The sequence below is a fragment of the Rhodospira trueperi genome, from assembly GCF_900101965.1.
GTDB classification, from domain to species: Bacteria; Pseudomonadota; Alphaproteobacteria; order Rhodospirillales; family Rhodospirillaceae; genus Rhodospira; species Rhodospira trueperi.
Window position 1 is genome coordinate 177,987 of sequence record NZ_FNAP01000004.1, and the last position, 22,114, is coordinate 200,100.

Annotated in this window: 16 protein-coding genes; 11 read left to right on the forward strand and 5 right to left on the reverse strand. The window is 69.8% G+C overall.

What is annotated here, in order from left to right:
- Nucleotide 1 precedes the first annotated feature (1 nt).
- The 4 genes from BLS85_RS07340 to BLS85_RS07355 form a co-directional block, all read right to left on the reverse strand.
- Nucleotides 2-1,402: an acetoin dehydrogenase dihydrolipoyllysine-residue acetyltransferase subunit gene (locus BLS85_RS07340; RefSeq protein WP_092784506.1), complete on the reverse strand. Its 1,401-nt coding sequence runs from the start codon at nt 1,400-1,402 to the stop codon at nt 2-4.
- Between the two features lie 14 nt (nt 1,403-1,416).
- Nucleotides 1,417-2,388: an alpha-ketoacid dehydrogenase subunit beta gene (locus BLS85_RS07345; protein ID WP_092784509.1), complete on the reverse strand. Its 972-nt coding sequence runs from the start codon at nt 2,386-2,388 to the stop codon at nt 1,417-1,419.
- Nucleotide 2,389: 1 nt separating this feature from the next.
- Nucleotides 2,390-3,391, reverse strand: a complete 1,002-nt coding sequence (locus BLS85_RS07350; protein ID WP_092784512.1) for a thiamine pyrophosphate-dependent dehydrogenase E1 component subunit alpha — start codon at nt 3,389-3,391, stop codon at nt 2,390-2,392.
- Between the two features lie 114 nt (nt 3,392-3,505).
- On the reverse strand, nt 3,506-4,201 hold the full coding sequence (locus BLS85_RS07355; RefSeq protein WP_176793472.1) for a GDSL-type esterase/lipase family protein: 696 nt from the start codon (nt 4,199-4,201) through the stop codon (nt 3,506-3,508).
- 96 nt (nt 4,202-4,297) lie between these two features.
- Here BLS85_RS07355 and BLS85_RS07360 point away from each other — a divergent pair, with 96 nt between their 5' ends.
- Nucleotides 4,298-5,302, forward strand: a complete 1,005-nt coding sequence (locus BLS85_RS07360) for a C45 family peptidase (protein WP_092784518.1) — start codon at nt 4,298-4,300, stop codon at nt 5,300-5,302.
- Here BLS85_RS07360 and BLS85_RS07365 read toward each other — a convergent pair.
- Nucleotides 5,265-5,903, reverse strand: coding sequence for a class I SAM-dependent methyltransferase (locus BLS85_RS07365; RefSeq protein ID WP_092784521.1), 639 nt, complete (start codon nt 5,901-5,903; stop codon nt 5,265-5,267). The two genes, BLS85_RS07360 and BLS85_RS07365, sit on opposite strands and share 38 nt — an antisense overlap.
- 261 nt (nt 5,904-6,164) lie before the next feature.
- Here BLS85_RS07365 and BLS85_RS07370 point away from each other — a divergent pair, with 261 nt between their 5' ends.
- From BLS85_RS07370 to BLS85_RS07415, 10 genes are all read left to right on the forward strand, one after another.
- Nucleotides 6,165-7,541, forward strand: a complete 1,377-nt coding sequence (locus tag BLS85_RS07370) for an efflux RND transporter periplasmic adaptor subunit (RefSeq protein ID WP_092784524.1) — start codon at nt 6,165-6,167, stop codon at nt 7,539-7,541.
- Nucleotides 7,538-10,699 carry an efflux RND transporter permease subunit gene (locus BLS85_RS07375; protein ID WP_092784527.1) on the forward strand — a complete coding sequence of 1,054 codons (3,162 nt, stop codon included), beginning with the start codon at nt 7,538-7,540 and terminating at the stop codon, nt 10,697-10,699. The genes BLS85_RS07370 and BLS85_RS07375 overlap by 4 nt, the downstream gene beginning before the upstream one ends.
- A gap of 225 nt (nt 10,700-10,924) precedes the next feature.
- Nucleotides 10,925-11,410 carry a peptidoglycan-associated lipoprotein Pal gene (pal, locus tag BLS85_RS07380; protein ID WP_092784551.1) on the forward strand — a complete coding sequence of 162 codons (486 nt, stop codon included), beginning with the start codon at nt 10,925-10,927 and terminating at the stop codon, nt 11,408-11,410.
- Nucleotides 11,411-11,650: 240 nt separating this feature from the next.
- Entirely contained in the window at nt 11,651-12,538 is an 888-nt protein-coding gene (gene ybgF, locus BLS85_RS07385) for a tol-pal system protein YbgF (RefSeq protein WP_092784554.1), read from the forward strand.
- A 234-nt stretch (nt 12,539-12,772) separates the two neighbouring features.
- Complete coding sequence (gene tilS / locus BLS85_RS07390) at nt 12,773-14,170, forward strand: tRNA lysidine(34) synthetase TilS (protein ID WP_176793474.1); 1,398 nt, start codon at nt 12,773-12,775, stop codon at nt 14,168-14,170.
- An 85-nt stretch (nt 14,171-14,255) separates the two neighbouring features.
- Complete coding sequence (gene ftsH, locus BLS85_RS07395) at nt 14,256-16,187, forward strand: ATP-dependent zinc metalloprotease FtsH (protein WP_092784560.1); 1,932 nt, start codon at nt 14,256-14,258, stop codon at nt 16,185-16,187.
- A gap of 5 nt (nt 16,188-16,192) precedes the next feature.
- Nucleotides 16,193-17,407, forward strand: coding sequence for a dihydropteroate synthase (gene folP / locus BLS85_RS07400; RefSeq protein ID WP_092784563.1), 1,215 nt, complete (start codon nt 16,193-16,195; stop codon nt 17,405-17,407).
- Nucleotides 17,408-17,439: 32 nt separating this feature from the next.
- Nucleotides 17,440-17,724: a hypothetical protein gene (locus BLS85_RS07405; protein WP_092784566.1), complete on the forward strand. Its 285-nt coding sequence runs from the start codon at nt 17,440-17,442 to the stop codon at nt 17,722-17,724.
- Nucleotides 17,725-17,854: 130 nt separating this feature from the next.
- Nucleotides 17,855-18,544: a thioredoxin domain-containing protein gene (locus BLS85_RS07410; RefSeq protein WP_092784569.1), complete on the forward strand. Its 690-nt coding sequence runs from the start codon at nt 17,855-17,857 to the stop codon at nt 18,542-18,544.
- A 21-nt stretch (nt 18,545-18,565) separates the two neighbouring features.
- Entirely contained in the window at nt 18,566-22,048 is a 3,483-nt protein-coding gene (locus tag BLS85_RS07415) for an AAA family ATPase (protein WP_092784572.1), read from the forward strand.
- Nucleotides 22,049-22,114 lie beyond the last annotated feature (66 nt).

Consider the following 22,114-nt stretch of genomic DNA (forward strand, 5'->3'; position numbering starts at 1 on the left):
ATTACGGAACACCACCCCTGTCTGCCATCCGATTCCCCGATCCGGCGCACACGATCATATCACGAATGATCTGGGTCACGGTATCCGGAACCTCCAGGTGCGGCAGATGACCGACGGCGGGCAGCAGATGAAGGGCGACGCGGCCCGGTGCGGCCAGGGCGTGACGCCATGGCACCAGTTCGTCGGCGCGGCCCCAGACCAGGCGGATCGGCATGGTCACGCGGCGCAGAAGGGGCGTGACGTTGATCGACTGGGTCCCGTCCGGAAACAGGGATGCGGCCAGGGCCCGCTGCGAGGCCCGCAGATCCGGGTCCTCGCGCGCGACCATGGCGGCGCGGGCGTAGGCGTCGCTGATGCAGGCCGGATCGACCACGAGGCGGCGCAGCCAAGGGGTCAGGCTTTCCGGGCGTGCGGCGCGGCACAGGCCCTCCAGGACATGGTTGTCGATCTCCGTGCCCAGGCCGACCGGCGACAGCAGGGCCAGCGAGCGGACCAGGTTGGGACGCCGCTCGGCCAGGGTCAACGCCACGGCCCCGCCCAGGGAATGCCCGACCACATGCATCGGGCCGGCCTTCAGGGCATCGACGGTGTCGAGTACCGGACGGATGAAGTCGCGGAAGGAGCGGAACCGCTGACGCGGCGACCGCCCGTGGCAGGGCAGGTCCAGGCGGACGACAGGGTGAGTGCGGGCGAGCCGGCGCTCAATGGCATGCCACGCCGTGACATCGCCGGCGAACCCGTGCAGAAGCAGGATCGGTGTGCCGGTGTCGGGGCCGGATCGGGTTACCGCGAGCGGGTGGGCCGCTTCGGTCACCGCCGCTGGAACGAACTCCGGAAGGGGATCGGGGGCAAGCTCGGACAGGACCTCATCGCGCCCCCGCAGCGCGGCCGTGACATCCCGGACCTTGATACGTCCGCCGGGTCCGGTGCCGACGACCGCTTGCAGGTCCAGGCCGACCGTCTCGGCGTGGCGCCGGGCCGCCGGACTGGCAATGATGCGATCCGTCCATGCCTCGCCTGACGTCGAACGGGGCGCGTCGGCACGACGGGCCGTGCCGTCGGGGGTGGCGGGGGCGGTCGGCGTGGCGCCTTCTGCGGGCTGGATCGCTGTGGCCAGGGTCGCGTCCGCGTCGTCGCCGATCAGGCCGAGCGGGCTCGCAATCGCGATTTCGGCGCCGACCTCGGCCAGAATGGCGGAAAGGACGCCGTCGCGGGGCGCCTCGACCTCCGTGGCCGCCTTGGCCGTTTCCACCACGGCCACGACCTGCCCCGCGCGAACCGCGTCGCCGGGTGCGACCCGCCATTCGAGGACCACCACCGTGTCCATGTAGGCGCCGGCGGCGGCACCCACGGTGATCACCGTTGCCATCCGTCCGTCCTCTGTTCCGGTGGGGGTGGTCATGGTTCGCGCCCTCCTCAGGCCAGCGCCCTCAGGGCCGCCGCCGTGATGACGTCAGCGTCGGGAATGACGGCCGTTTCAAGCGATTCGGCGAACGGAATCGGCATGTCGCGCGTGGCGACGCGTTCGACCGGCGCGTCCAGATCGTCGAAGGCGTGCTCCATGATGGTCGCCGACAGTTCGGCGGCGTAGCCGCAGAAGCCCCAGTCCTCGTTGATGACCACGGCATGGCGGGTCTTGGCGACCGACCGCACGATGGCCTCCACGTCCAGCGGGCGCAGGGTGCGCAGGTCCAGCACCTCGGCCGAGATGCCCGATTCGGCGAGCCGGTCGGCGGCGGCCTCGGCCTCCACTACCATGCGCGAGGTGGCGATCAGCGACACGTCCGAGCCGTCGCGCGCCACCCGGGCGCGGCCCAGCGGGACGGGACCTTGGTCGTCCGGAACTTCCGCCCGAGTGTTGTAGAGCCGCTTGTGCTCCAGGACGATGACCGGATGCGGATCCTGGATCGCGGCCAGCAGCAGGCCTTTGGCGTCGGCCGGCGTGACCGGCGCCACCACCTTCAGGCCCGGGATGTGGGCCACGAAGGAGTCCAGCGACTTGGCATGCTGGGCGCCGGTGCCCAGTCCGCCGCCGCCCTGGGTGCGGATCACGAAGGGCAGGGTGATCTCGTCGCCCCAGACGTACCCATACACGGACGCCTGGTTGACCAGCGCGTCCAGGGTCAGGGGCATGAAGTCGGCGTACATGATCTCCAGCACCGGACGCAGGCCGGTCATGGAGGCCGACACCGCCATGGCGGCCAGGGTCTGCTCCGAGATGGGGGTGTCGCGCACCCGGTCGCCGAAGGCCTCGCGCAGGCCCCGCGACACCTTAAAGACGCCGCCGTAGTCGGCGACATCCTCGCCGAACAGGAAGACCGACGGGTCGGCCGTCATGGCCTCGCGCAGCGCGGCGTTCAGGGCCTCGGCATAGCGCATTATCGCCATCCTACCGGCCCTCCGTCGCAAAGGCGCGCGGGTCGCTGGGGGCATGGGGCACGAAGTGAGGCGGTGGATCGGCCTGGGCCGCCTCGGCAGCGGCGGCGACGGTCTCGGCGGCGGCCCGCTCCACATCCATCACACGGTCTTCGCCCAGCGCCTCGACCAGAACCGCCCGCGACAGCGTGATCGGGTCGCGCGCCCGCCAGCGCGCCAAGTCCTCGTCGGACTGATAGCCGCCCACATCGGAGGTGGAAAAGCCCTCCATCCGGTAGGTTCGGGCCTCGATCAGGCTCGGCCCGTCGCCGCGTCGCGCCCGCGCGGCCGCCCGCGCCACGGCCTGGAACACTGCCACCACGTCGTTGCCGTCGATCTGCTCGCCCGGCATGCCGTGCCCGGCGGCCCGAATGTACAGATCGGCGACGGAAGACTGGGTGGAGGCATGGGCCGTCAGGCCGTACTCATTGTGCTCAAGAAGGAAAACGACCGGTAGCTTCCACAGCGCCGCGATGTTCATGGATTCATGACAGATGCCGGTCTGCGCGGCGCCGTCCCCGAACGTGGCCAGGGCGATCCGGTCCTCGCCCAGCACCTGGGCCGACAGGGCCATTCCGGTGGCGGCCGGAATCGAGGCGCCGACGATGGCGTTGCCGCCCATCATGCCGTGGACCGGCGAGCCGATCAGCATGTGACCGGCCCGCCCGCCGTTGTAGCCGGTTTCGCGGCCCAGGATTTCGGCCAGAATGCGGCGTGGGGCGAGCCCCTTGCCGATGTACACGGCGTGCCCGCGATGGGTCGTGGTCACGCAATCGCGGTCCTCAAGGGCGCCGGTGGCGCCGACGCCGACCGCTTCCTGACCATCGCAGCGGTGAATGGGGCCGCGTGTCACGCCCGCTTTGTGCAGGGCGCCAAGCTGGCGCTCCAATTCACGGGTCACAACCATCCGCCGATGCATCTCCAGATGCTCGTCGATGGAGGGGCTGTTGTGCGGTAAAGCGGGCTTCGGGGTCATCCAAGGTCGCTCAAGATGGTGATGCAATCTGTTATAACAGGTAGCATCCGGGGCGCGCGGCTGACCATCAGAATCCGCATGCGGTGGCGAATGGTCGGGCTGCTGCGGAGCAGATCAGGCCAACGCGTCCGGCGCGGTCAGGAGTCGCGTGACACGATCCACCAGGGCATCCGCCATGGCCGCGTGATCGGATTCGGTGAAATGAACGCCGTCCTCGCCGTGTGCCGAGCCGCCCATTACGTCTCCGGCAAGAACAATGGGCCGACCGGCCGCCGCCGCCATGCGCTCCAGGACGGGACCGAGCGCCCGCGCGGCATCGTGACGGCCGCCGAAGCTGTCCTCCGTCCAGGGCGCGAGCGGTCCCAGCGGCGCCGGCCCCAGGATCAGCACGCGGGGCGGGGCATAGGCGCTGTCGGGGCGTCCGCCGACGATGTCGTCGGCCAGCGCCAGCACGCCCCCGGCGATGGTCTCGGGCGTGCGGCCGAACCGAGCCTTCAGGTCGTTGGTGCCCAGGGCCACGATGACGAGGTCCACCGGCATGGCCCGCACCAGGGCCGAGGGCAGGTGGGCGCGGGCGTTGAAGTCGTCGGGGCGCAGCGGCGTGAAAATCTCCGCCGCCACCGGGTCGTCGAGGTCGGTGGTGCGGGCGGGCACGGCGTCCACCCGGACGCGCACGTCGGGGCCCAACCGGGCCGCCATGGCCTCCGGCCACGGAATGCCGTCCGCGAACCGGTGCAGCGGCCGGCGTTCGACTGCGGGGACCCAGCCCCAGGCGTTGGAGTCTCCGAGAACGAGAATACGGCGTGGCATGGGGGACTCCATGAAGGCGGGGCTTGTGCCGGACCTGCTGCTGGAGGATGGTCGCGGCACCTTATCTTATCCTCTCTCATGTGTGTGGACGCTCGCATGCTTTCCAGCGCCGATGCCCCCGATCTTCCGGCGATTCCCGTGCTTGACATCGGCGAGGGCGGCGCCCCGGCGCTGCTCAAGGCGACACGGGAGCGGGCGGAGCGGTTGCTTGCCGTGGCCCGGCGGACCTATTCGGCACCCGCGCTGAGACTGGCCGATTCGCTGTGCGCGCGCTGGCTGGACCGCAACGCGACACCGTATGCGACGGAAATTCGCCGGGCGGCGAGGGATTTGGGGGCGCCGGGGGCGCTGGCCCTGAACCTGTCGCACCAGTGGGCTTGCACGGCCGCCGCCGCGCCCGATCCGGACGGCGGTGGGGTGACCCTGCTGCGCACGCTCGACTGGGCCATGGACGATCTGGGCGCCGCCGTCGTGGTGGCGCGGATGCGCGGGCCGGCCGGTCCCTTCGTGGCGGTGACGTGGCCCGGGTATGCCGGCGTGCTGACCGGGCTGGCGCCAGGGCGGTTCGCCGTGGCGCTCAATCAGGCGCCGATCAGCGGCCCCGGCCTGCGCCCGCTGCGCTGGGTTCATGACCGGCGGGCGGTCTGGGCCAGCACGGCGCCGCCGCCGGATCATCTGTTGCGGCAAGTCCTGGAGACCGCGCCGGACGCCACCACCGCCCTGCACCGGCTGCGCGAGGCGCCGGTGTGCGTACCGTGCATTCTGACCGTGGCGGGCGTGGATCGCGCCGAGGCCTGGACCATCGAGAAGGATGTCACCGGTGCCCGCATCCGCCAGGATCCGGCGGTGGCCGCCAACCACTGGCGCGCGGATATTCCGTGCCATCCGCGCGGGCGCGACAGCCTGGGCCGGTGGAAGGCCATGGCGGCAGCCGTGGAGGCCGGCGAGCGGGATCTTGCGTGGTTGCGCCCGCCCATCGTCTGGCCCGCCACCCGCCTCGCGGTTGAGGCCAACGCGACGGCCGGGACTCTGCTGCTTCAGGGGATGGAGGGGGCTCGTGCCGTCACCGCGCCGTTGCGTCTGGGCGAGTCTCCGCCATAGGCGCGCGTCCGACCAGTCGGGTCGTATGGGCGCGGCCCTGGTGATGGGCGCCCTCGTCAAGGTCGGTCTCGCCGTCCTCCAGCACGTCGATGTCGAGCAGGCCGCCGAAGTCGGCGGCCAGTGTGTCCGGGTCGTACAGCATCTCCGCGTTCGGCGGCCCGCCGGTGCCGTACCGGAGTTGGGCAGGGTGGAACGCCTCCATGATGAGCAGTCCGCCCGGCGCCAGAGCGCCCGCCATCGCCCGGTGAACGGCGGCGCGGTGCTCCGGCCCAAGGTGCAGGAACAGGCAGACCACCGCGTCATAGGCGGCGGTGGGCCAGGTCCAGTCGGTCAGATCGGCGCATGTGGTCCGCAGGGTCACGCCCCGGTCCAGGGCTAGCCGCATGGCCTTCTGCAGCGCCACCGCCGAGTAGTCCACGGCGTGGACGCGCATGCCGTGGCTGGCCAGCCAGACGCCGTTGCGGCCCTCGCCGTCGGCGACCGCCAGCACCGACATGCCCCGGTCGAGGCGGTGGCGCTGGCGTGTCAGAAAGGCATTGGGCTCCACGCCGTAGACGTACTTTCGGTCGGCGTAGCGCTGGTCCCAGAAATCGGCGGTCATCGGGGAGGTCCTATGGAAGTGGCCGTGCAAGCCAACCGAACCGCCGAGGCGGGGGTCGTGCATCGGTCCCTGGTATCACGGTGTCACGCCATGTCATACCTTTGGCAACGGGAAGAGACACGCGGCGTTCCGGATGGCCGCGTTCGCTATGGCCCCCGCCCATCGGCCATCCATTGACCTGCATCATGGTCGGCGGGCCGCGCGGTGGCGCACGGTCTCGCCCGTTCCCGAAACGACGCCCGCGAGAGGAGCGACTGCATCATGTTCGGTTTCGTGGCCCGCCACTGGCGCAAGAGCCTCGTCATCCCTCCCGTGCTCCTGGGCATCGTCCTGATTCTGGGAATGGCCCAGGGAAAGACGCCGCCGGTGCGGGCCGAGGGGATGGACGCCGCCCGCCCTGCGCGCGTCATCTCGGTGCCGGCCGTCGATCTGGTGCCCCGCGCCACAGGCTTCGGTCAGGTCACGCCCGAGCATGTCTGGCAGGCCGTGGCCCAGGTGGCCGGCCGCGTGGTCGAGGTGCATCCGCGTCTGAAGCGCGGCGCGATCCTGCCCGAGGGAACGGTTGTGGCGCGCATCGATCCCTCCTCCTACGAACTGACTCTGCGGGAGCGCGAGGCGGAACTGCGCGAACTGGATATTGACGAGGAGAACGCCCGCGCCTCCATCGCCATTCAGGAGCGCGCCGTCCAGGTCGCGCGTCGCGATCTGGAGCGGCAGCGCGATCTTCGCGGCAGTGGCGCGGCCTCTCAGGCGGCGCTCGATCAGGCGGAAACGGCGCTGCTGAGCGCGGAACAGAGCCTTCAGACCCAGCGTAACGCCCTGAATCTGATCCCGGTGCAGCGCTCGCTGGTTCAGGCGCGGCTGGATCAGGCGCAGCTGGATGTCGAGAACACCGCGCTGACGGCTCCCTTCGACATCCGGGTGGGCAAGGTCAACGTCGCCGAATCGCAGTTCGCCACCGTGGGGCAGGTGCTGGCCGAAGGCGATAGCATCGATGTGGCCGAAGTCGAGGCTCAGTTCACCTTCACCGATCTGGCGCCCCTGATGCACGATGTCACCATGACCGAGATGCGTCGCGCCGCCGGCGCGGACGACATGGGGACCATCACGGAGGTGGATGCGGTGGTCCGCCTCCTGGGTGGTGGCGAGGTCGCACAGGTCGTGGAGTGGCCGGCCAGTCTCGTCCGCGTGTCCGATACCGTGGATCCGCAAACCCGGACCTTCGGCGTCATCGTCGCCGTCGAGGGCAGTTACGATACGGCCAAGCCGGGTGTGCGGCCGCCGCTGGTCAAGAACATGTTCGTCCAGGTGGCGTTGCGCGGCCGGCCTGTTCCTGGGGTCATCGTCGTGCCGCGTCTCACCCTGCACGGCGATCACGTCTATGTGCTGGACGACGACGACCGGCTGGAGAAGCGGCGCGTGCAGGTGCATGCGGTCCAGGGCGATCTGGCCGTCGTGGCCCATGGCTTGACCGAGGGGGACCGCCTGGTGGTCTCCGACCTGATCCCGGCGGTCGAGGGCATGCTGATCGATCCGCGACCCGATCCCGATGAGCGTGCCCGCCTGATCGCCGCCGCCGAGGCGCGGGACGGGCAGGGCGCCCCGGGTCATCCGCATGGCGGGGAGGCCGAGCGATGATCGGCTTTTTCGCCCGCCACCCCACCGCCGCCAACCTGATCATGCTGGGCATCCTGGTACTCGGGATGGCGGCGTTGCCGGGGTTGCAGCGCGAGACCTTTCCCAAACTGTCGCTGGATACGGTCCAGGTGATGGTCGTCTATCGCGGCGCCACCGCCGAGGAGGTGGAGAACGCCATCTGCCAGCGCCTGGAGGAGGCCGTCTCGGGGATCAACGATCTCAAGGAGGTCACCTGCGAGGCCACCGAGGGCAGCGGCACCCTGACGGCGGAAATGAGCGAGGGCGGCCAGATCGCCGCGTTCGAGGCCGACATCAAGACCGAGGTCGATGCCATCGACAGCTTTCCGGAGGACGCCGAGGATCCAGTGGTTCGGACGTTGGGGCGGACCGATTTCGTCGCCTCCGTGGCCATCACCGGCGAGATGCCGGCCACCCACCTGAAGGCCTACGCCGAGGAGGTGAAGAACCGGATGAACGAGGCCGGGCTGGGGCAGGTGGACATCTCCGGCTTTTCCGACCGTCAGATCCGCATCGAACTGGCCACGGAGACCCTGCGTCGCCACGGTCTCAGCCTCGCCGACATCGCCACCTTGATCCAGCGCCAGAGCCAGGATCGGCCCTCCGGCCGGGTGGAGACCGAGGACGGCGAGGTGATCGTGCGCTTCGCCGATGAGCGGCGCTCGGCCGCCGCGCTGCGTGACCTGGTGATCGTCGCCGGCGATCAGGGCGGGGAGTTGCGTCTGGGCGACATCGCCACCGTCACCGACCGCTTTGAGCGGGACGAGGACAAGGTGCTGTTCAACGGCCAAAGGGCGGCCCTGCTGGACGTCACCAAGACCCGCGCCGAGGATACCCTGGTGGTCATGGATCGGCTGTCCGGGTTTCTGGAGGCGGAACGCGCGCGTGCGCCCGCCGGGGTCAGCCTGACGGTGACCCGGGATTCGGCCACCATCGTGCGTGACCGTCTAACCATGCTGCTCGACAACGGGGTGCTCGGCCTGGGGATGGTGTTCCTCACCATGTTCCTGTTTTTCTCGCTGCGCTTCAGCTTCTGGGTGGCCATGGGCCTGCCGGTGTCGTTCATGGGTGGCCTGTTCCTGATGGGGGTTCTGGGCCTGACCATCAACATGATTACCATGGTCGCGCTGTTGATCGCGGTCGGCCTGCTGATGGACGACGCCATCGTCATCTCCGAGAACATCGCCCGACACCTGAAGCTGGGCAAAGGCCCTTACGACGCCGCCATCGACGGCACGCGGGAGGTCATGCCGGGCGTGGTCTCGTCGTTCGTGACCACCATCTGCATCTTCGGCGCGCTGGCGTTCCTGGGGGGCACCATGGGTGAGATCATGCGCGCGCTGCCCATGGTTCTGCTGTTGGTGTTGGCGGTCAGCCTGCTGGAGGCCTTCCTGGTCCTGCCCCACCATCTGGCGCATTCGCTGCAGTCCCACGCGGAAAAACCCCCGTCGGGCTGGCGGCGGCGGTTCGAGGCGGGGTTCGACTGGTTGCGCGAGACCGTGATGGGCCGGCTCGTCGATCTGGCCATCCGGTGGCGCTACCTCACGCTGGGACTTCTGCTGTTGATGTTCCTGGCCACGCTGTCGCTGATCGCCGGCGGTCTGGTGAAGTTCCGCGCCTTCCCGCACCTGGACGGCAACACCATCCAGGCCGAGATCCTGCTGCCCCAGGGCACGCCCCTGGCCCGGACCGAGGCCCTGGTGGACCGGATCGTCGCGGCGGTGGACACCGTGGGGCGTGACCTTTCGGAGTCACTGCCGGCCAAGGCCGATGACGGTGAGGAGTCCACCATCGGTGGGCTGCTGGTGCGCAATGTCGTGACCCTCTACTCGGTCAACAAGAGCGCGTCGGAGAGCGGGGCGCACGTCGCCACCGTCAGCGTCGATCTGGTGGACTCCGACAGGCGGCCGGACCTGCCGGCCACCGCCGTGGCCGCCGCATGGCGCGAGGCCGTCGGCGAGGTGCCCGACGTCCTGTCGCTGAAGTTCGGGGAACGGGTCATCGGCCCCGCCGGTCTGGACATCGAGATCCGCCTGAAGGGCCATGACCTGGAGGCGCTCAAGGCGGCCTCCCTGGACCTGCGCCAGTGGCTGATGGGGTATGAGGGGGTGCATGACGTCATGGACGACATGCGGCCCGGCAAGCCGGAGGCCCGTCTGAGCCTGCGGGACGGGGCCAGCGCGCTTGGCATCCGCGCCGATACGGTGGCCCAGCAGATCGCCGCCGCCTTTCAGGGCGTGACGGTCGACGAGATCCAGGTCGGCGACGAGGCCTATGAGATCGATGTGCGGGTCAGCGCGGAGGATCGCGATTCCCTCGCTGATCTTGACAATTTCATGGTGACGACGGAGGCCGGCGAAACCATCCCGCTGTCCAACGTGGCGATCATCGAACGGTCGCGCGGCTGGGGGCGTGTCAGCCGGGTGGACGGCTGGCGCACCATCACTGTGATCGGCGACGTTGAGGACGCCGTGGCCAACGCCGACCAGATCGTCAAGCACACCCGCGCGGAGTTCTTTCCCGACCTGATGGAACGTCACCCGGACGTTCATCCCGACTTCGAGGGTCAGGCCGCCGAGATGAAGGCCACCATGGGGTCGATGCAGCGCAACATGCTGGTCGGCCTGATCGGGGTGTTCCTTCTGCTGTCGTTCCAGTTCCGCAGCTACGTTGAGCCGGTGATCGTCATGGTCGCCATTCCCATGGCCCTGATCGGCGCCATCCTGGGGCACCTCGCCCAGGGGCTGGAGATGTCCATGCCGTCGATGATCGGGTTGGCCTCGCTGGCTGGGGTGGTGGTCAACGATTCCATCCTGCTGGTCATGTTCATCAAGCAGTACCGCCTGGAGGGAGGCACGGCCACCGAGGCGGCCGCCAAGGCCGCGCGGGCGCGGTTTCGCCCCATCCTGTTGACCTCGCTGACGACCATCATGGGGTTGACGCCGTTGCTGGCGGAAACGAGCCTCCAGGCCCAGGTGATGATCCCGTTGGCCACCAGTCTTGCCTTCGGCCTGACGTCGGCGACCGTGTTGGCGCTCGTGCTTGTGCCGGTGGTTTACGTCATCCTCGACGACCTCAGGGTGACGCGGCGTGTGCGACCGGAGGACGTGGGAACAGTGGCACGCGAGTCGTCCTTGTAATGGCGTGGGGGACGTTCTTGTAATGGCGTTGGGGACGCTGGGGCCGCAGAATGTCCTTGTCTTCCCTGTTGTGTTCTCCGTTCGGTTTCGGATACAACGCAAGGGTCCTTGTCCGGCGGTCATCCGCGCGCGACGGTGTCGCGCGTGCCTGTGAGGCAAGTGGACCGTCCGGTTTCCCCCGGCCCAAAATGCCGACCATTCATCGGTTCTGGAGACCTCCCTGCCATGAAGTTGAAAGCGCTCTTGGTCTTGGCTGCCGCCGCAGCGCTCGCCGCCTGTTCCTCCACGCCCAAGACCGACTCTGGACAGACCGGTGGCGGCGCCGCACCCGTGACCGCGCCCAGCGGACCGGCCGCCGGCAGTCAACAGGAATTCGTCCAGGAAGTCGGCGACCGCGTGTTCTTCGCCCTCGATTCCTATAACCTGGACAGTCAGGCCCAGCAGACGCTGCGGCGTCAGGCCGCCTGGTTGCAGCAGTACGGCCAGTATTCGATCGTTGTCGAAGGGCACTGCGATGAGCGCGGCACCCGTGAGTACAACCTCGCGCTCGGTGACCGCCGCGCCAACGCCGTCCGGAACTATCTGGTGTCCCTGGGTGTTCCCGCCAGTCGCGTGCGCTCGGTGTCCTATGGCAAGGAGCGCCCGACCTGCACGCAGTCCGGTGAAAGCTGCTGGTCGCGCAATCGGCGTGGTGTGAGCGCTCTTCAGTAAGCGCGGACGCTCCGGCGTTCGGGGGCGCCGGAGCCCGGATTGCGGGGCGAGGCTTGGTCTGCTGTCGTGCCGCCGGCCCGGGCGGTGCGCGCGGTCGCAAGGGGATGTTGGGCGTCCTGACGAAAATCGGAAAGGCGCTTTCCTCGGGGGGAGGCGCCTTTTTCGTGTCATGAAATTGCGTTACAGCACAGGACGTCCGTGGCCTGCAGGCGCATCCGACACTAAGGGGAGCGAACCGTGATGACCCGTTCCATCGTTGCGACACCTCAGTCCCGGCCCTTGCGGGCGGTGACCCAGACCGCCGCCGACCGGCTCTCGCGCGGTGTCGTTGTGGTCTGCGTCGCCGCTTCGGTGCTGCTGGCCACGCCGGCTCTGGCGCAACAGGACTCGCGCTCCCTGATCGCTGAAATGCAGATCAGGATCACTCAGCTTGAGGACTTGGTGCGCTCCCAGACGGGCGAACTCGAACAGGCGCGCTATCAGATCCGTCAACTCGAACAACGCATCGATCTGCTGGAACGGACCCAGGACATGGCCCTGGGGGGCACCGCAGGCGGGCAGGCGCCCACGGCGATGTCCGGCCCAGGCGTCCCTTCCGGTTCCGGGGCCATGGACGGCGGCCCTCGATCGCTGGCGCCCGATACCGGTGTTCTGGGATACATCGAGCGGCCCGCGCCCGGGTCCGCCGGATTGGACAGCCCGGCGTTGCCCTCGGCGGCTGCAAATCAAGCGGTGCTGCCGTCGGGGCTGCCGGAGGAACAGTACCAACACGCCTTTTCGCTGCTGCGCGAGGGGAATTACGCCGCCGCCGAACGGGCGTTCTCCGAGTTCGTCGAGCGTTATCCCCAGAATACACTGGCGGGCAACGCCCAGTACTGGCTGGGTGAAACCTACTACGCCCGAGGCGACTACGAGGCTGCGGCGGTCGCCTTTGCCAAGGGCTACCGGGAATTCCAGGATGGCACCAAGACGCCGGACAACCTGTTCAAGCTGGGCATGTCGATGTCCGCCCTGGGCCGCAAGCGCGAGGCTTGCGCGGCCTTCCAGAAGCTGCGGGCCGATTATCCGAACGTCGCGGGAACGCTGCAGCGGCAGGTCTCGGACCAAATGGCCCGCAACGGCTGCTGAACCAGGGTTCGCCGCCCGTGAGATCATCGAATGGGCGAAAGCAATCGTTCGTGCGTCATTGCGAGGCGCGAAGTCCAAACAAGATATATGGGGCAATCCAGGGTGGGTATCTGCGTTCCATGCCCTGGATTGTTTCTCCCTCGTCTTGCGACGCGGGTTGCAATGACGGATCATGTGCCCTCACGAGCGAGGGGCTCCTGCTTGGACGCCGCGAAACGTGACGACGAGAGCCCCTTGAGCCGGGAGACCGGTCCTCTTGACGCTGCCGCGTTCGCGGGCCTCATGGCGCCATTGGAGCCGTTCGGGGATCGGCCGCACCTGGCCGTCGGTGTTTCCGGCGGCGCGGACAGTCTCGCGCTGGCGCTGTTGGCGCGGGATTGGGTCGCGGGGCGCGGCGGGCGGCTCACCGCGCTGACGGTCAATCACGGGCTGCGTCCAGAGGCCGGGGACGAAGCGCGCGCCGTGGCGGCGTGGATGGAGGCCGCCGACATCGCCCATGATATCCTGACCTGGACCGGACCGCGCCCGGTGGCCGGAATCCAGGCGGCGGCCCGGGAGGCCCGGCTGTCTCTGCTGGAGGACTGGTGTCGTCGCAACGGGGTCGTCGACCTGATGCTGGCGCACCATCTGGATGACCAAGCCGAAACCGTGTTGCAGCGGCTGGGCAAAGGCAGTGGACCGGACGGATTGTGCGGCATGGCGCCGGTCTCGTACCGTCGGGCCGTTCGGGTGCTGCGGCCGCTGTTGTCCGTGCCCGGGGATCGGACGCGGGCCACGCTGGAGACTCGCGGGCATCCATGGATTGAGGACCCGTCGAACGACGACGCCACCTACCAACGGGTTCGACTGCGCTATCTCCGCCCGGCTTTGGCGGACGCCGGTCTTACCGCCTCCGGTCTCGCCCTGACCGCCGAACGGGCGGCGGAGGCTCGGTCGGAGCGCCTCGCCCGCCTGAATACGCGTCTGGCGGCGGGCGTTTGCCTCGACCCGTTGGGGTTCGCCCGCGTGGACCTGACCGTCCTGCTGGCCCCGCCGGACAGTGAAGCCCGGGACGCGCTGGGGCGGGTGTTGGCCTGTGTCGGCGGGCTCGCCCGGCCGCCGCGCGCCGACGCCCTGGAGCGCCTGCGTCGGCACCTCATGGCGCGTCCGGCGCCGTCAGCCGGGATCACTTTGGGGCGCTGCCATCTCTCCCCGGATCGTCACGTCTCGAAAGGTTGGCTGGTCTGCCGGGAAGTGCGGCACTTGCCGGACCCGCAACCCGTTTTTTCCGGCTCGGCGGTGATCTGGGATGGTCGCTTCGACGTTTCATTCATGCGTGAAGAGACGTCGGACAGTCCCCTTGTCCTCGGGGCGCTTGGCCCGGTGGGATGGCGGGAGGTTCGCGGCGACCCGGAGCGCACGAACGGAGGTGAGCCAGTCGCGGTATCGCACACGGTGGCGGTGACCCTGCCGGCCCTTCGGACTCCGTCCGGCACGGTTTGTGCCGTGCCTCAGTTGCGGTATTGTGACCGACCGGGGTCCGCCGCGCTGGCCGTTCGCAGCCGGTTCGCGCCGCGCGTGCCAGTGTTCGGGGGCGGTGCGGGCCACGGGCGTTGCGGCTTGCATGCCGGGGCCGACGGCCTATGTCAGTGAGACGGATCCGGCCGGGATCCGATGATCGGTGAAGCGGATCGGGCACGAGAGAGCTCCGGCCGCCGCAGGGGAAAGGTGCAAGGCCTTGAATTTCAGCCGTAATCTTCTGATCTGGATTATCATCTCGGTGCTTCTGGTGGCGTTGTTCAACGTCTTCCAGGGATCGGCCCCGCCGGCCACCGGGACGTCGATCTCCTACACGGAGTTCATCAGCCGGGTCGAGAGTAACGAGGTTCAGGACGTCACCATAGAGGGTGAGAAGATCACTGGTAACCTGATCAGTGGCGGCCAGTTCTCGACCTATGCTCCACCCGACTCGAACGTCGTTCCGACCCTGCGCGAGCATGGTGTGACCATCTCGGCGCTGCCGTCGAACGAAGACGCGCCGACGTTCTGGAGCGTTATGATTTCCTGGTTCCCGATGCTGCTTCTGATCGCCGTGTGGATTTTCTTCATGCGGCAGATGCAGGGCGGTGGCGGCAAGGCCATGGGCTTCGGCAAGTCGCGGGCCAAGCTGCTGACGGAGCGCACCGGCCGGGTGACCTTCGACGACGTGGCCGGCATCGACGAGTCCAAGTCGGAGCTTGAGGAGGTCGTCGAGTTCCTGAGGGACCCGCAGCGCTTCCAGCGCCTCGGCGGTAAGATCCCCAAGGGCGTCCTTCTGGTCGGCCCGCCCGGCACCGGTAAGACGCTGCTCGCGCGCGCCATTGCCGGCGAGGCCAATGTGCCGTTCTTCACCATCTCCGGCTCGGACTTCGTCGAGATGTTCGTCGGCGTCGGCGCCTCCCGCGTGCGCGACATGTTCGAGCAGGGCAAGAAGAACGCGCCGTGCCTGATCTTCATTGATGAAATCGACGCCGTCGGTCGCCATCGCGGCGCCGGCCTGGGCGGCGGCAACGACGAGCGCGAGCAGACCCTGAACCAGCTGCTGGTGGAGATGGACGGCTTCGAGGCCAACGAGGGCGTGATCCTCATCGCCGCCACCAACCGGCCGGACGTGCTGGATCCCGCGCTGCTGCGCCCGGGCCGCTTCGACCGTCAGGTGGTGGTGCCGAACCCCGATGTGCTCGGCCGCGAGCGGATCCTGAAGGTCCACATGCGCAAGACGCCGCTGGGGCCGGACGTGGATCCGAAGGTGATCGCGCGCGGCACCCCCGGCTTCTCGGGCGCCGATCTGGCCAACCTTGTCAACGAGGCCGCGCTGCTGGCGGCGCGCCGGGGCAAGCGGGTGGTCGGCATGTCCGAGTTCGAGGCCGCCAAGGACAAGGTCATGATGGGCGCCGAACGGCGCTCCATGGTCATGACCGACGCCGAGAAGAAGCTGACCGCGTATCATGAGGGCGGGCACGCCATCTGCGGCCTGCACATGTCGGAATCCGACCCCATTCACAAGGCGACCATCATCCCGCGCGGCCGCGCGCTGGGCATGGTCATGCGCCTGCCGGAGGGCGACCGGATCAGCATGTCCCGCGCCAAGCTGGAGGCCGACCTCGTGGTGGCCATGGGCGGGCGGGTGGCCGAGGAGTTGATCTTCGGCCACGACAAGGTCACCACGGGCGCGTCGAGCGACATCAAGATGGCCACCAACATGGCCCGCAAGATGGTCACCGAGTGGGGCATGTCGGAAAAGCTGGGGCCGCTGCTGTATGCCGAGGATCAGGAGGAGGTCTTCCTGGGCCATTCGGTGGCTCGGCACAAGAACATGGCCGACGAGACCGCGCGGCTGGTGGACGAGGAAATCCGCCTCATCGTTGATACCGCGTACGAGAAGGCGCGGGAGATCCTGACCACGCACAGGGACGAGTTGGAAAGGCTGGCGCAGGGGCTTCTTGAGTACGAGACCCTGAACGGCGACGAGATCCAGGCGTTGTTGCGCGGGGAGACGATTGATCGCGAGGAGCCGCCGCAGTCCGACCCGACACCACCACGCGGGCGGAGGGCCTCCGTGCCGAACACAAGCGGCACTCGCCCACGCGGGACGTCCGGCCTGGGGCCGGAGCCGCAACCCGGCGGGTAACGGGTATGCAGCGGGACGGGATCACGTCCATTGACGCGTCGTCCGCGCCCTCGACCGGCGCCGCGCTTCCCCGGGGACTGTTCCGGGGCGGTGCGGCGCCGCACCCTCTCAAGGGGTTGCTGTTGTGCCCGACGGGTCTGCTGCGCGGCGTGGCCGCCCGGCAGGCCGTGGCGGCGGGCCGCGCCCGGCCGCTGGCCGGCAGTGGGACCGCGTTTTCCTCCGTGACTGTGTTCCTGCGGCCGGACGCCGAGACCCCGCCATGGCACGTCCATACCGCCGATCTGGGGAGCCTGACCGCCTGGGCCGAGGACCATGGCCCCGCCATGGTGGCGATCATGGGCGCGGTTCTGGCCCGCCTGTGCAGTGTTCGCGCGCCCTTCGCGGGGCTGACGCTCGACCGGCCCCGCGTCATGGGTATCGTCAACTGCACACCGGATTCCTTTAGTGACGGGGGCGACCATTTCGCCGCCCGCGATGCCATCGCCCGCGGCCTGGCCATGTTGGAGGCGGGGGCGGACCTGATCGATGTGGGCGGGGAAAGCACCCGCCCCGGCGCCGAACCCGTGGATCCGGAAGAGGAGCGGCGCCGCGTTCTGCCGGTGGTCAAGGCCCTGGCCGCCCGGGGGGCGGTGGTTTCCATCGACACCCGGCACGCGCGGGTCATGGAGGCCGCGCTTGATCACGGCGCCACCATCGTCAATGATGTCACCGCCCTGACCCATGATCCGGAGGCGCTGGCCACGGTGGCGCGCGCGCGGGCGTCGGTCATCCTCATGCACATTCGGGGCGAGCCCCGTTCCATGCAGGTTGATCCGACCTATGATCGGGCGCCGGCCGACGTGTATGCGTGGCTGGCGCGGCGCGTCGCGCTGTGCCAGTCGGCCGGGATTCCGCCCGGGCGGTTGTGTGTCGATCCGGGCATCGGCTTCGGCAAGATGCTGGACCACAACCTCGACCTGCTGCACCACATCGGCCTGTTCCACGGCCTGGGCTGCGCGGTGGCCCTGGGCGCCTCGCGCAAGAGCTTCATCGCCCGGGCGGCCGGTGCGGTCGATGCCGAGGGGCGGCCGACCGACCATCCCAAGGCGCGCCTTGGGGGATCGCTGGCGGCCGCGCTGTCCGCCGTCGAGCAGGGCGTGCAGATCCTGCGCGTCCACGATGTCCCGGAGACGGTGCAGGCGGTGACGGTGGCCATGGGGATTCGCGACGGCGGCTCTTGACCCGCGACGGTCGCGAGGGGGATAACCGACGCATGTTCGGACTCAGCCTTGGCAAGGTGCTGTTCACGGCCGTCGTGGTGGTCGTGGTCTGGGGCGCCTTTAAGTATTACAGCCGCGCCGTCGGCGGGCGTACGCCCGGTGACCGGCCGAGTCTGCGCGAGCGGGTCGAAAAGGCGGCGGAAGACGCCGTGCGCAAGCGCATGGACGAGCGCGGTCACGGCACCGCGCCGCCGCCGGCCGAGGACTTGGTGCGCTGTCCCAACTGCGGCGCCTGGCACGCCAAGGGTGCGGCGTGCGACTGCGGATACGGGCGCTGACCGATCACGGCGGCTCCTTCGGGCCCTCCCCCCGCTTGTGCCGGGCCGTCCGGCGCCCCTATACAGACACAATGGACCGGAAACCTGCACCCGGTCCCTGTTCATTGTCCCAGGATGGAGTTCCTCCGCGATGTCCCAGACCCCGTCCCGCCGTCGCCTGCCGCTGGCCATTGTCGCCATTACCATTCTGACCCTGGCCGGCGTCGGGGCGCTCTATGCCGTGGTCATGCCCGCCAGCAGCGATGCCACGGAGCCGGAGCCGGCGAAGGCCGATGGTCCCATCGTCGAGGCCCTGCCGTATGAGCCCCACACCTGGGGCGACGCCGACGCGCCGGTCGAAATCCTGGAGTTCTCCTCGTACACCTGCGGTCACTGCGGGCACTTCCACCAGGACACGTTTCCGGTGCTGAAGGAGCGCTACATCGACACCGGCAAGGCGAGACTGGTTCTGGTCGATTTTCCGCTCGACAATGTGGCCGGCGCGGTCTCGCTCGTGACCCACTGCGCGCCGCCCGAGGTTGGACGGAAACTGTCGGAGATTTTCTACGCCGACCAGCAGGCCTGGATGACGCGAACCCCCGCCGAATCCATCGCCGGGATCGCTCGCCTTGGCGGCATGGCGCCCGAGGACGTCGACGCCTGCCTGACCAACGAGGACCTGTATCAGTCCATCCTGGACGGTCGTTCGCTCGCCGATGCGCGTTACGACATCAGCGGCACGCCCACGTTCGTCATCAATGGCGAAATCCTGCGGGGTGCGCACGACGCGGAGGAGATGTCGGCCGTCATCGACGCCGCCCTGGAACAGGCTGGCGAATAGGCCGGTCCCGCCCGCTTCGACATGGTCGCGTTCACCCGCCTGCGCCTGACCGGCTTCAAGTCGTTCGTTGATCCGACCGATCTGGTGATCGAACCGGGCCTGACCGGCGTGGTCGGCCCCAACGGCTGCGGCAAGTCGAATCTGGTCGAGGCGCTGCGCTGGGTCATGGGCGAAACCTCCGCCAAGCAGATGCGCGGCGGCGAGATGGACGACGTCATCTTCGGCGGCACCGGGCAGCGGCCGGCCCGCAACATCGCCGAGGTGACCATCGATCTCGACAACGCGGACGGGTCCGCCGCCGTCTTCCGCCAGTTCCGTGAGTTGGAGATCACCCGCCGCATCGAGCGTGGTTCCGGGTCCGTGTATCGCGTTAACGGCAAGGAGGCACGGGCGCGCGACGTGCAGCTTCTGTTCGCCGACGCCGCCACCGGGGCGCGCTCGACGGCCATGGTGTCTCAGGGGCGGGTCGGGGCGATCATCGCCGCCCGTCCGGCCCAGCGCCGCGCCCTGCTGGAGGAGGCCGCCGGCATCGGCGGCCTGCACGCCCGCCGGCACGAGGCCGAAACCCGCCTGAAGGGGGCCGAAGCCAACCTGGAACGCCTGGACGACGTTCTGGGGGCGCTCGACGGGCAGGCCCGCAATCTGCGCAAGCAGGCGCGGCAGGCCGCGCAGTACAGGGAGGTCTCCGAGGGCATCCGCCACGCCGAGGCCGTGGTGCTGCGGCTGCGCTGGCTGACGGCGATCCGGGGGCTGGACGCCGCCCGGACGGCCGCGCGGGAGAGTGAGCGGATCGTGGGCGAGCTGACCGCCCGCGCCACCACCGCCGAGCGAATCCACGACGAGGCCGCCGAGGCGTTGGCTCCCCTGCGTGACCGTGCGGCGGAAGCGGCCGCCGCCGTGCAACGCCTGTCAGTGGAGCGCGAGCGACTGGACGCCGAGGATGCCCGCATTGCCAGCGCGCGAGAGGACCACCGTGCCCGCCTGGAGCAGACCGGCCGCGACACCGGCCGCGAGCAGACCCGCGCCGCCGATGCCGAGGCGGCGCTGTCGCGTCTGGCCGAGGAGGCGGAGTCGCTGACGGCGGCCTCCGAGGGCGAGGCCGAGGCGCGCGAGGTCAGCCAGCGGCGGCTTCAGGCGGTCAACACCGAGGTCAACGATCTGGATGGGCAGGCCACCCGGGCGACCCAGGCCCTGGCCGACGCCGAGGCGCGCCGCGCCGCGTTGGACCGGCGTGTGGCCGAGGCGACTCAGCGGGCCGAACGGCTGGCCCGGCGCAAGGACGATCTGGTGCGGGATTTGGAGGCCGCGCGCGCCCGGGCGCTGGAGGATGGTGCCCTGGAGGCCGCCGGCGCCGCCGTGGCGGCCGCTGAACAGGGGCAGGCCGAGGCCATCACCGCGCGCGAGCGGGCCGAGGCGGCGCGGGGTGAGGCTCGCGGCGGCTTCGACGATGCGCGCGAGGCGCTTCAGGGCGTCGCGGCCGAACGCGCCAGCCTGCGCGCCGAGGTCGAGGCCCTTGAGGGGATGCTGGCCCGCGAGGCACCGGAGAGCACCGCCGGCCCGCCGGTGCTGGAATCGTTGTCGGTGGCGTCGGGGTTTGAGACCGCCCTGGGTGCGGCCCTGGGCGATGACCTGACGGCCTCGCTGGACGCGGCGACGCCCGCGCACTGGGTCGATCTGCCGCCGTTGCCCGACTTGGCGCCGTTGCCGGCCGGCGTGGAGCCCTTGGCCGATCACGTCCAGGCGCCGACCGCCCTGGCCCGGCGGTTGTTGCAGGTGGGTGTGGTCCGTGACCGCGACACCGGCGATTCGCTCCGCCACGATCTGCGGCTGGGCCAACGCTTGGTCAGCGCGGAGGGCGACCTGTGGCGCTGGGATGGGCTGACGGTGCGCGCGGGCGCGGGCGCGGCGGCGGGGGACCGGGCGGCGGCGCGGCTGCGCACCCGCAATCGGCTCGCGGACTTGCGCGAGGCGCTGTCGGGCGTCGAGGCCCGCGTGACCGACGCCGAATCCGCCGTGCAGGCGGCGCGTGACGCGCTGACCCGTACCGAGGAGGCCGAACGCGTTGCCCGCGACGCGGTCAAGGCCGCCGACCGGGCGCTGGCCACGGCACGCAGCGAGCAGGAGGGCTTGCGCCGCAAGGCCGCCGAGGCGGACGCCGCCCTGGCCTCACTGCGGGCCACTCTGGCCCAGGTCGAGGCCGACGGCTCCGAGGCCGCCGCCCAGGCCGAGGCGGCCCGGGCCGAGCGCGCCGATCTGGGGACCGGAGATGCGGCGCGGGCGGATCTGGACCGCCTGCGGGCGGCTCTGACCGAGAAACGCACGACGCTCGTCGAGGCCCGGGCCGATCACGATCGGCTGCTGCGTGAGATCGGCGACCGCGACCGCCGGGTCAAGGCGATGGAGGTCGACCGGCGCTCCTGGACCGAGCGTCTCGAACAGGCGCGCGCTCAACTCGTGGACCTCGACAAGCGTCAGGCCGATCTGTCCGCCGCCCTGGCCGAGCTGGACGCGGCGCCGGCGCGTCTGGCCACCGAACGGGCGGCACTGCGGGAGGCGACCGAGGCCGCCGAGGCCCGCCGCGCCGCCGACTCCGATGCCCTCGCGGCGGCGGAGACAAGGGCGCGCGAAGCGGCCCAGGCCCGCGCCGAGGCCGGCCGCGCCCTCGCCGCCGCCCGCGAGGAGCGGGTGCGCCGCGACGCCGCCGTCGAGCAGGGGCAGGCCGCGTGCCGTGAGGTGGCCGGGGCTATCGCCGAACGCCTTGATGTGCCGCCGGACGGACTGCCCGAGGCGGCCGGGCTGCCGACGGACGATGCCCTGCCGTCGCTGGAGGAGGCGGAGGCGGCGCTTTCCAAACTGGCCCGCCAGCGCGACGGGATGGGGCCGGTCAACTTGCGCGCCGAGGCGGAGTTGGCCGACCTCGATGAAAAGGTGGCCGGCCTGCGCCATGAGCGCGAGGACCTGACCGGGGCCATCGCCCGCCTGCGTCAGGGCATTTCAGAGATCAACCGCGAGGGCCGGCAACGGCTGGTCGACTCCTTCACCACCGTCAATGGGCACTTCCGCGACCTGTTTGCCCGCCTGTTCGGCGGCGGTCAGGCGCACCTGGAGATGATCGACAGCGCCGACCCGCTGGAGGCCGGCCTGGAGATCATGGCCAGCCCGCCCGGCAAGAAGCTGCAAATCCTCTCGCTGCTGTCCGGCGGCGAGCAGGCGCTGACCGCGCTGGCCCTGCTGTTCGCGGTGTTCCTGACCAACCCCGCGCCGATCTGCGTGCTCGACGAGGTGGACGCGCCACTCGACGACGCCAATGTGGACCGCCTGTGCCATCTGCTGGAAGACCTGGGGGCCACCACCGCCACGCGCTTCCTGATGGTTACACACCACCGCATGAGCATGGCCCGCATGGACCGCCTGTTCGGCGTCACCATGATGGAACGCGGAATCTCCACCCTGCTGTCGGTGGACCTGCGCGAGGCCGAACGGTTGCGGGAGCGGGACGGGTAGCGCCGTGCTGCCGTAGGGCGGGTGGCCCCAGGACACCCGCCGTGTCATGCGGATTCCCGGCATTTC

Bases quoted from the DNA above. Each gene is read 5' to 3' on its own strand.
- BLS85_RS07375 (WP_092784527.1), top strand. From the start codon at position 7,538: ATGATCGGCTTTTTCGCCCGCCACCCCACCGCCGCCAACCTGATCATG.
- folP (WP_092784563.1), top strand. From the start codon at position 16,193: ATGCAGCGGGACGGGATCACGTCCATTGACGCGTCGTCCGCGCCCTCG.
- BLS85_RS07415 (WP_092784572.1), top strand. From the start codon at position 18,566: ATGGTCGCGTTCACCCGCCTGCGCCTGACCGGCTTCAAGTCGTTCGTT.
- BLS85_RS07340 (WP_092784506.1), bottom strand. From the start codon at position 1,402: ATGACCACCCCCACCGGAACAGAGGACGGACGGATGGCAACGGTGATC.
- BLS85_RS07355 (WP_176793472.1), bottom strand. From the start codon at position 4,201: ATGCCACGCCGTATTCTCGTTCTCGGAGACTCCAACGCCTGGGGCTGG.
- pal (WP_092784551.1), top strand. From the start codon at position 10,925: ATGAAGTTGAAAGCGCTCTTGGTCTTGGCTGCCGCCGCAGCGCTCGCC.
- BLS85_RS07365 (WP_092784521.1), bottom strand. From the start codon at position 5,903: ATGACCGCCGATTTCTGGGACCAGCGCTACGCCGACCGAAAGTACGTC.
- BLS85_RS07350 (WP_092784512.1), bottom strand. From the start codon at position 3,391: ATGACCCCGAAGCCCGCTTTACCGCACAACAGCCCCTCCATCGACGAG.
- BLS85_RS07410 (WP_092784569.1), top strand. From the start codon at position 17,855: ATGTCCCAGACCCCGTCCCGCCGTCGCCTGCCGCTGGCCATTGTCGCC.
- BLS85_RS07360 (WP_092784518.1), top strand. From the start codon at position 4,298: ATGCTTTCCAGCGCCGATGCCCCCGATCTTCCGGCGATTCCCGTGCTT.
- BLS85_RS07345 (WP_092784509.1), bottom strand. From the start codon at position 2,388: ATGGCGATAATGCGCTATGCCGAGGCCCTGAACGCCGCGCTGCGCGAG.
- BLS85_RS07370 (WP_092784524.1), top strand. From the start codon at position 6,165: ATGTTCGGTTTCGTGGCCCGCCACTGGCGCAAGAGCCTCGTCATCCCT.
- ybgF (WP_092784554.1), top strand. From the start codon at position 11,651: ATGACCCGTTCCATCGTTGCGACACCTCAGTCCCGGCCCTTGCGGGCG.
- BLS85_RS07405 (WP_092784566.1), top strand. From the start codon at position 17,440: ATGTTCGGACTCAGCCTTGGCAAGGTGCTGTTCACGGCCGTCGTGGTG.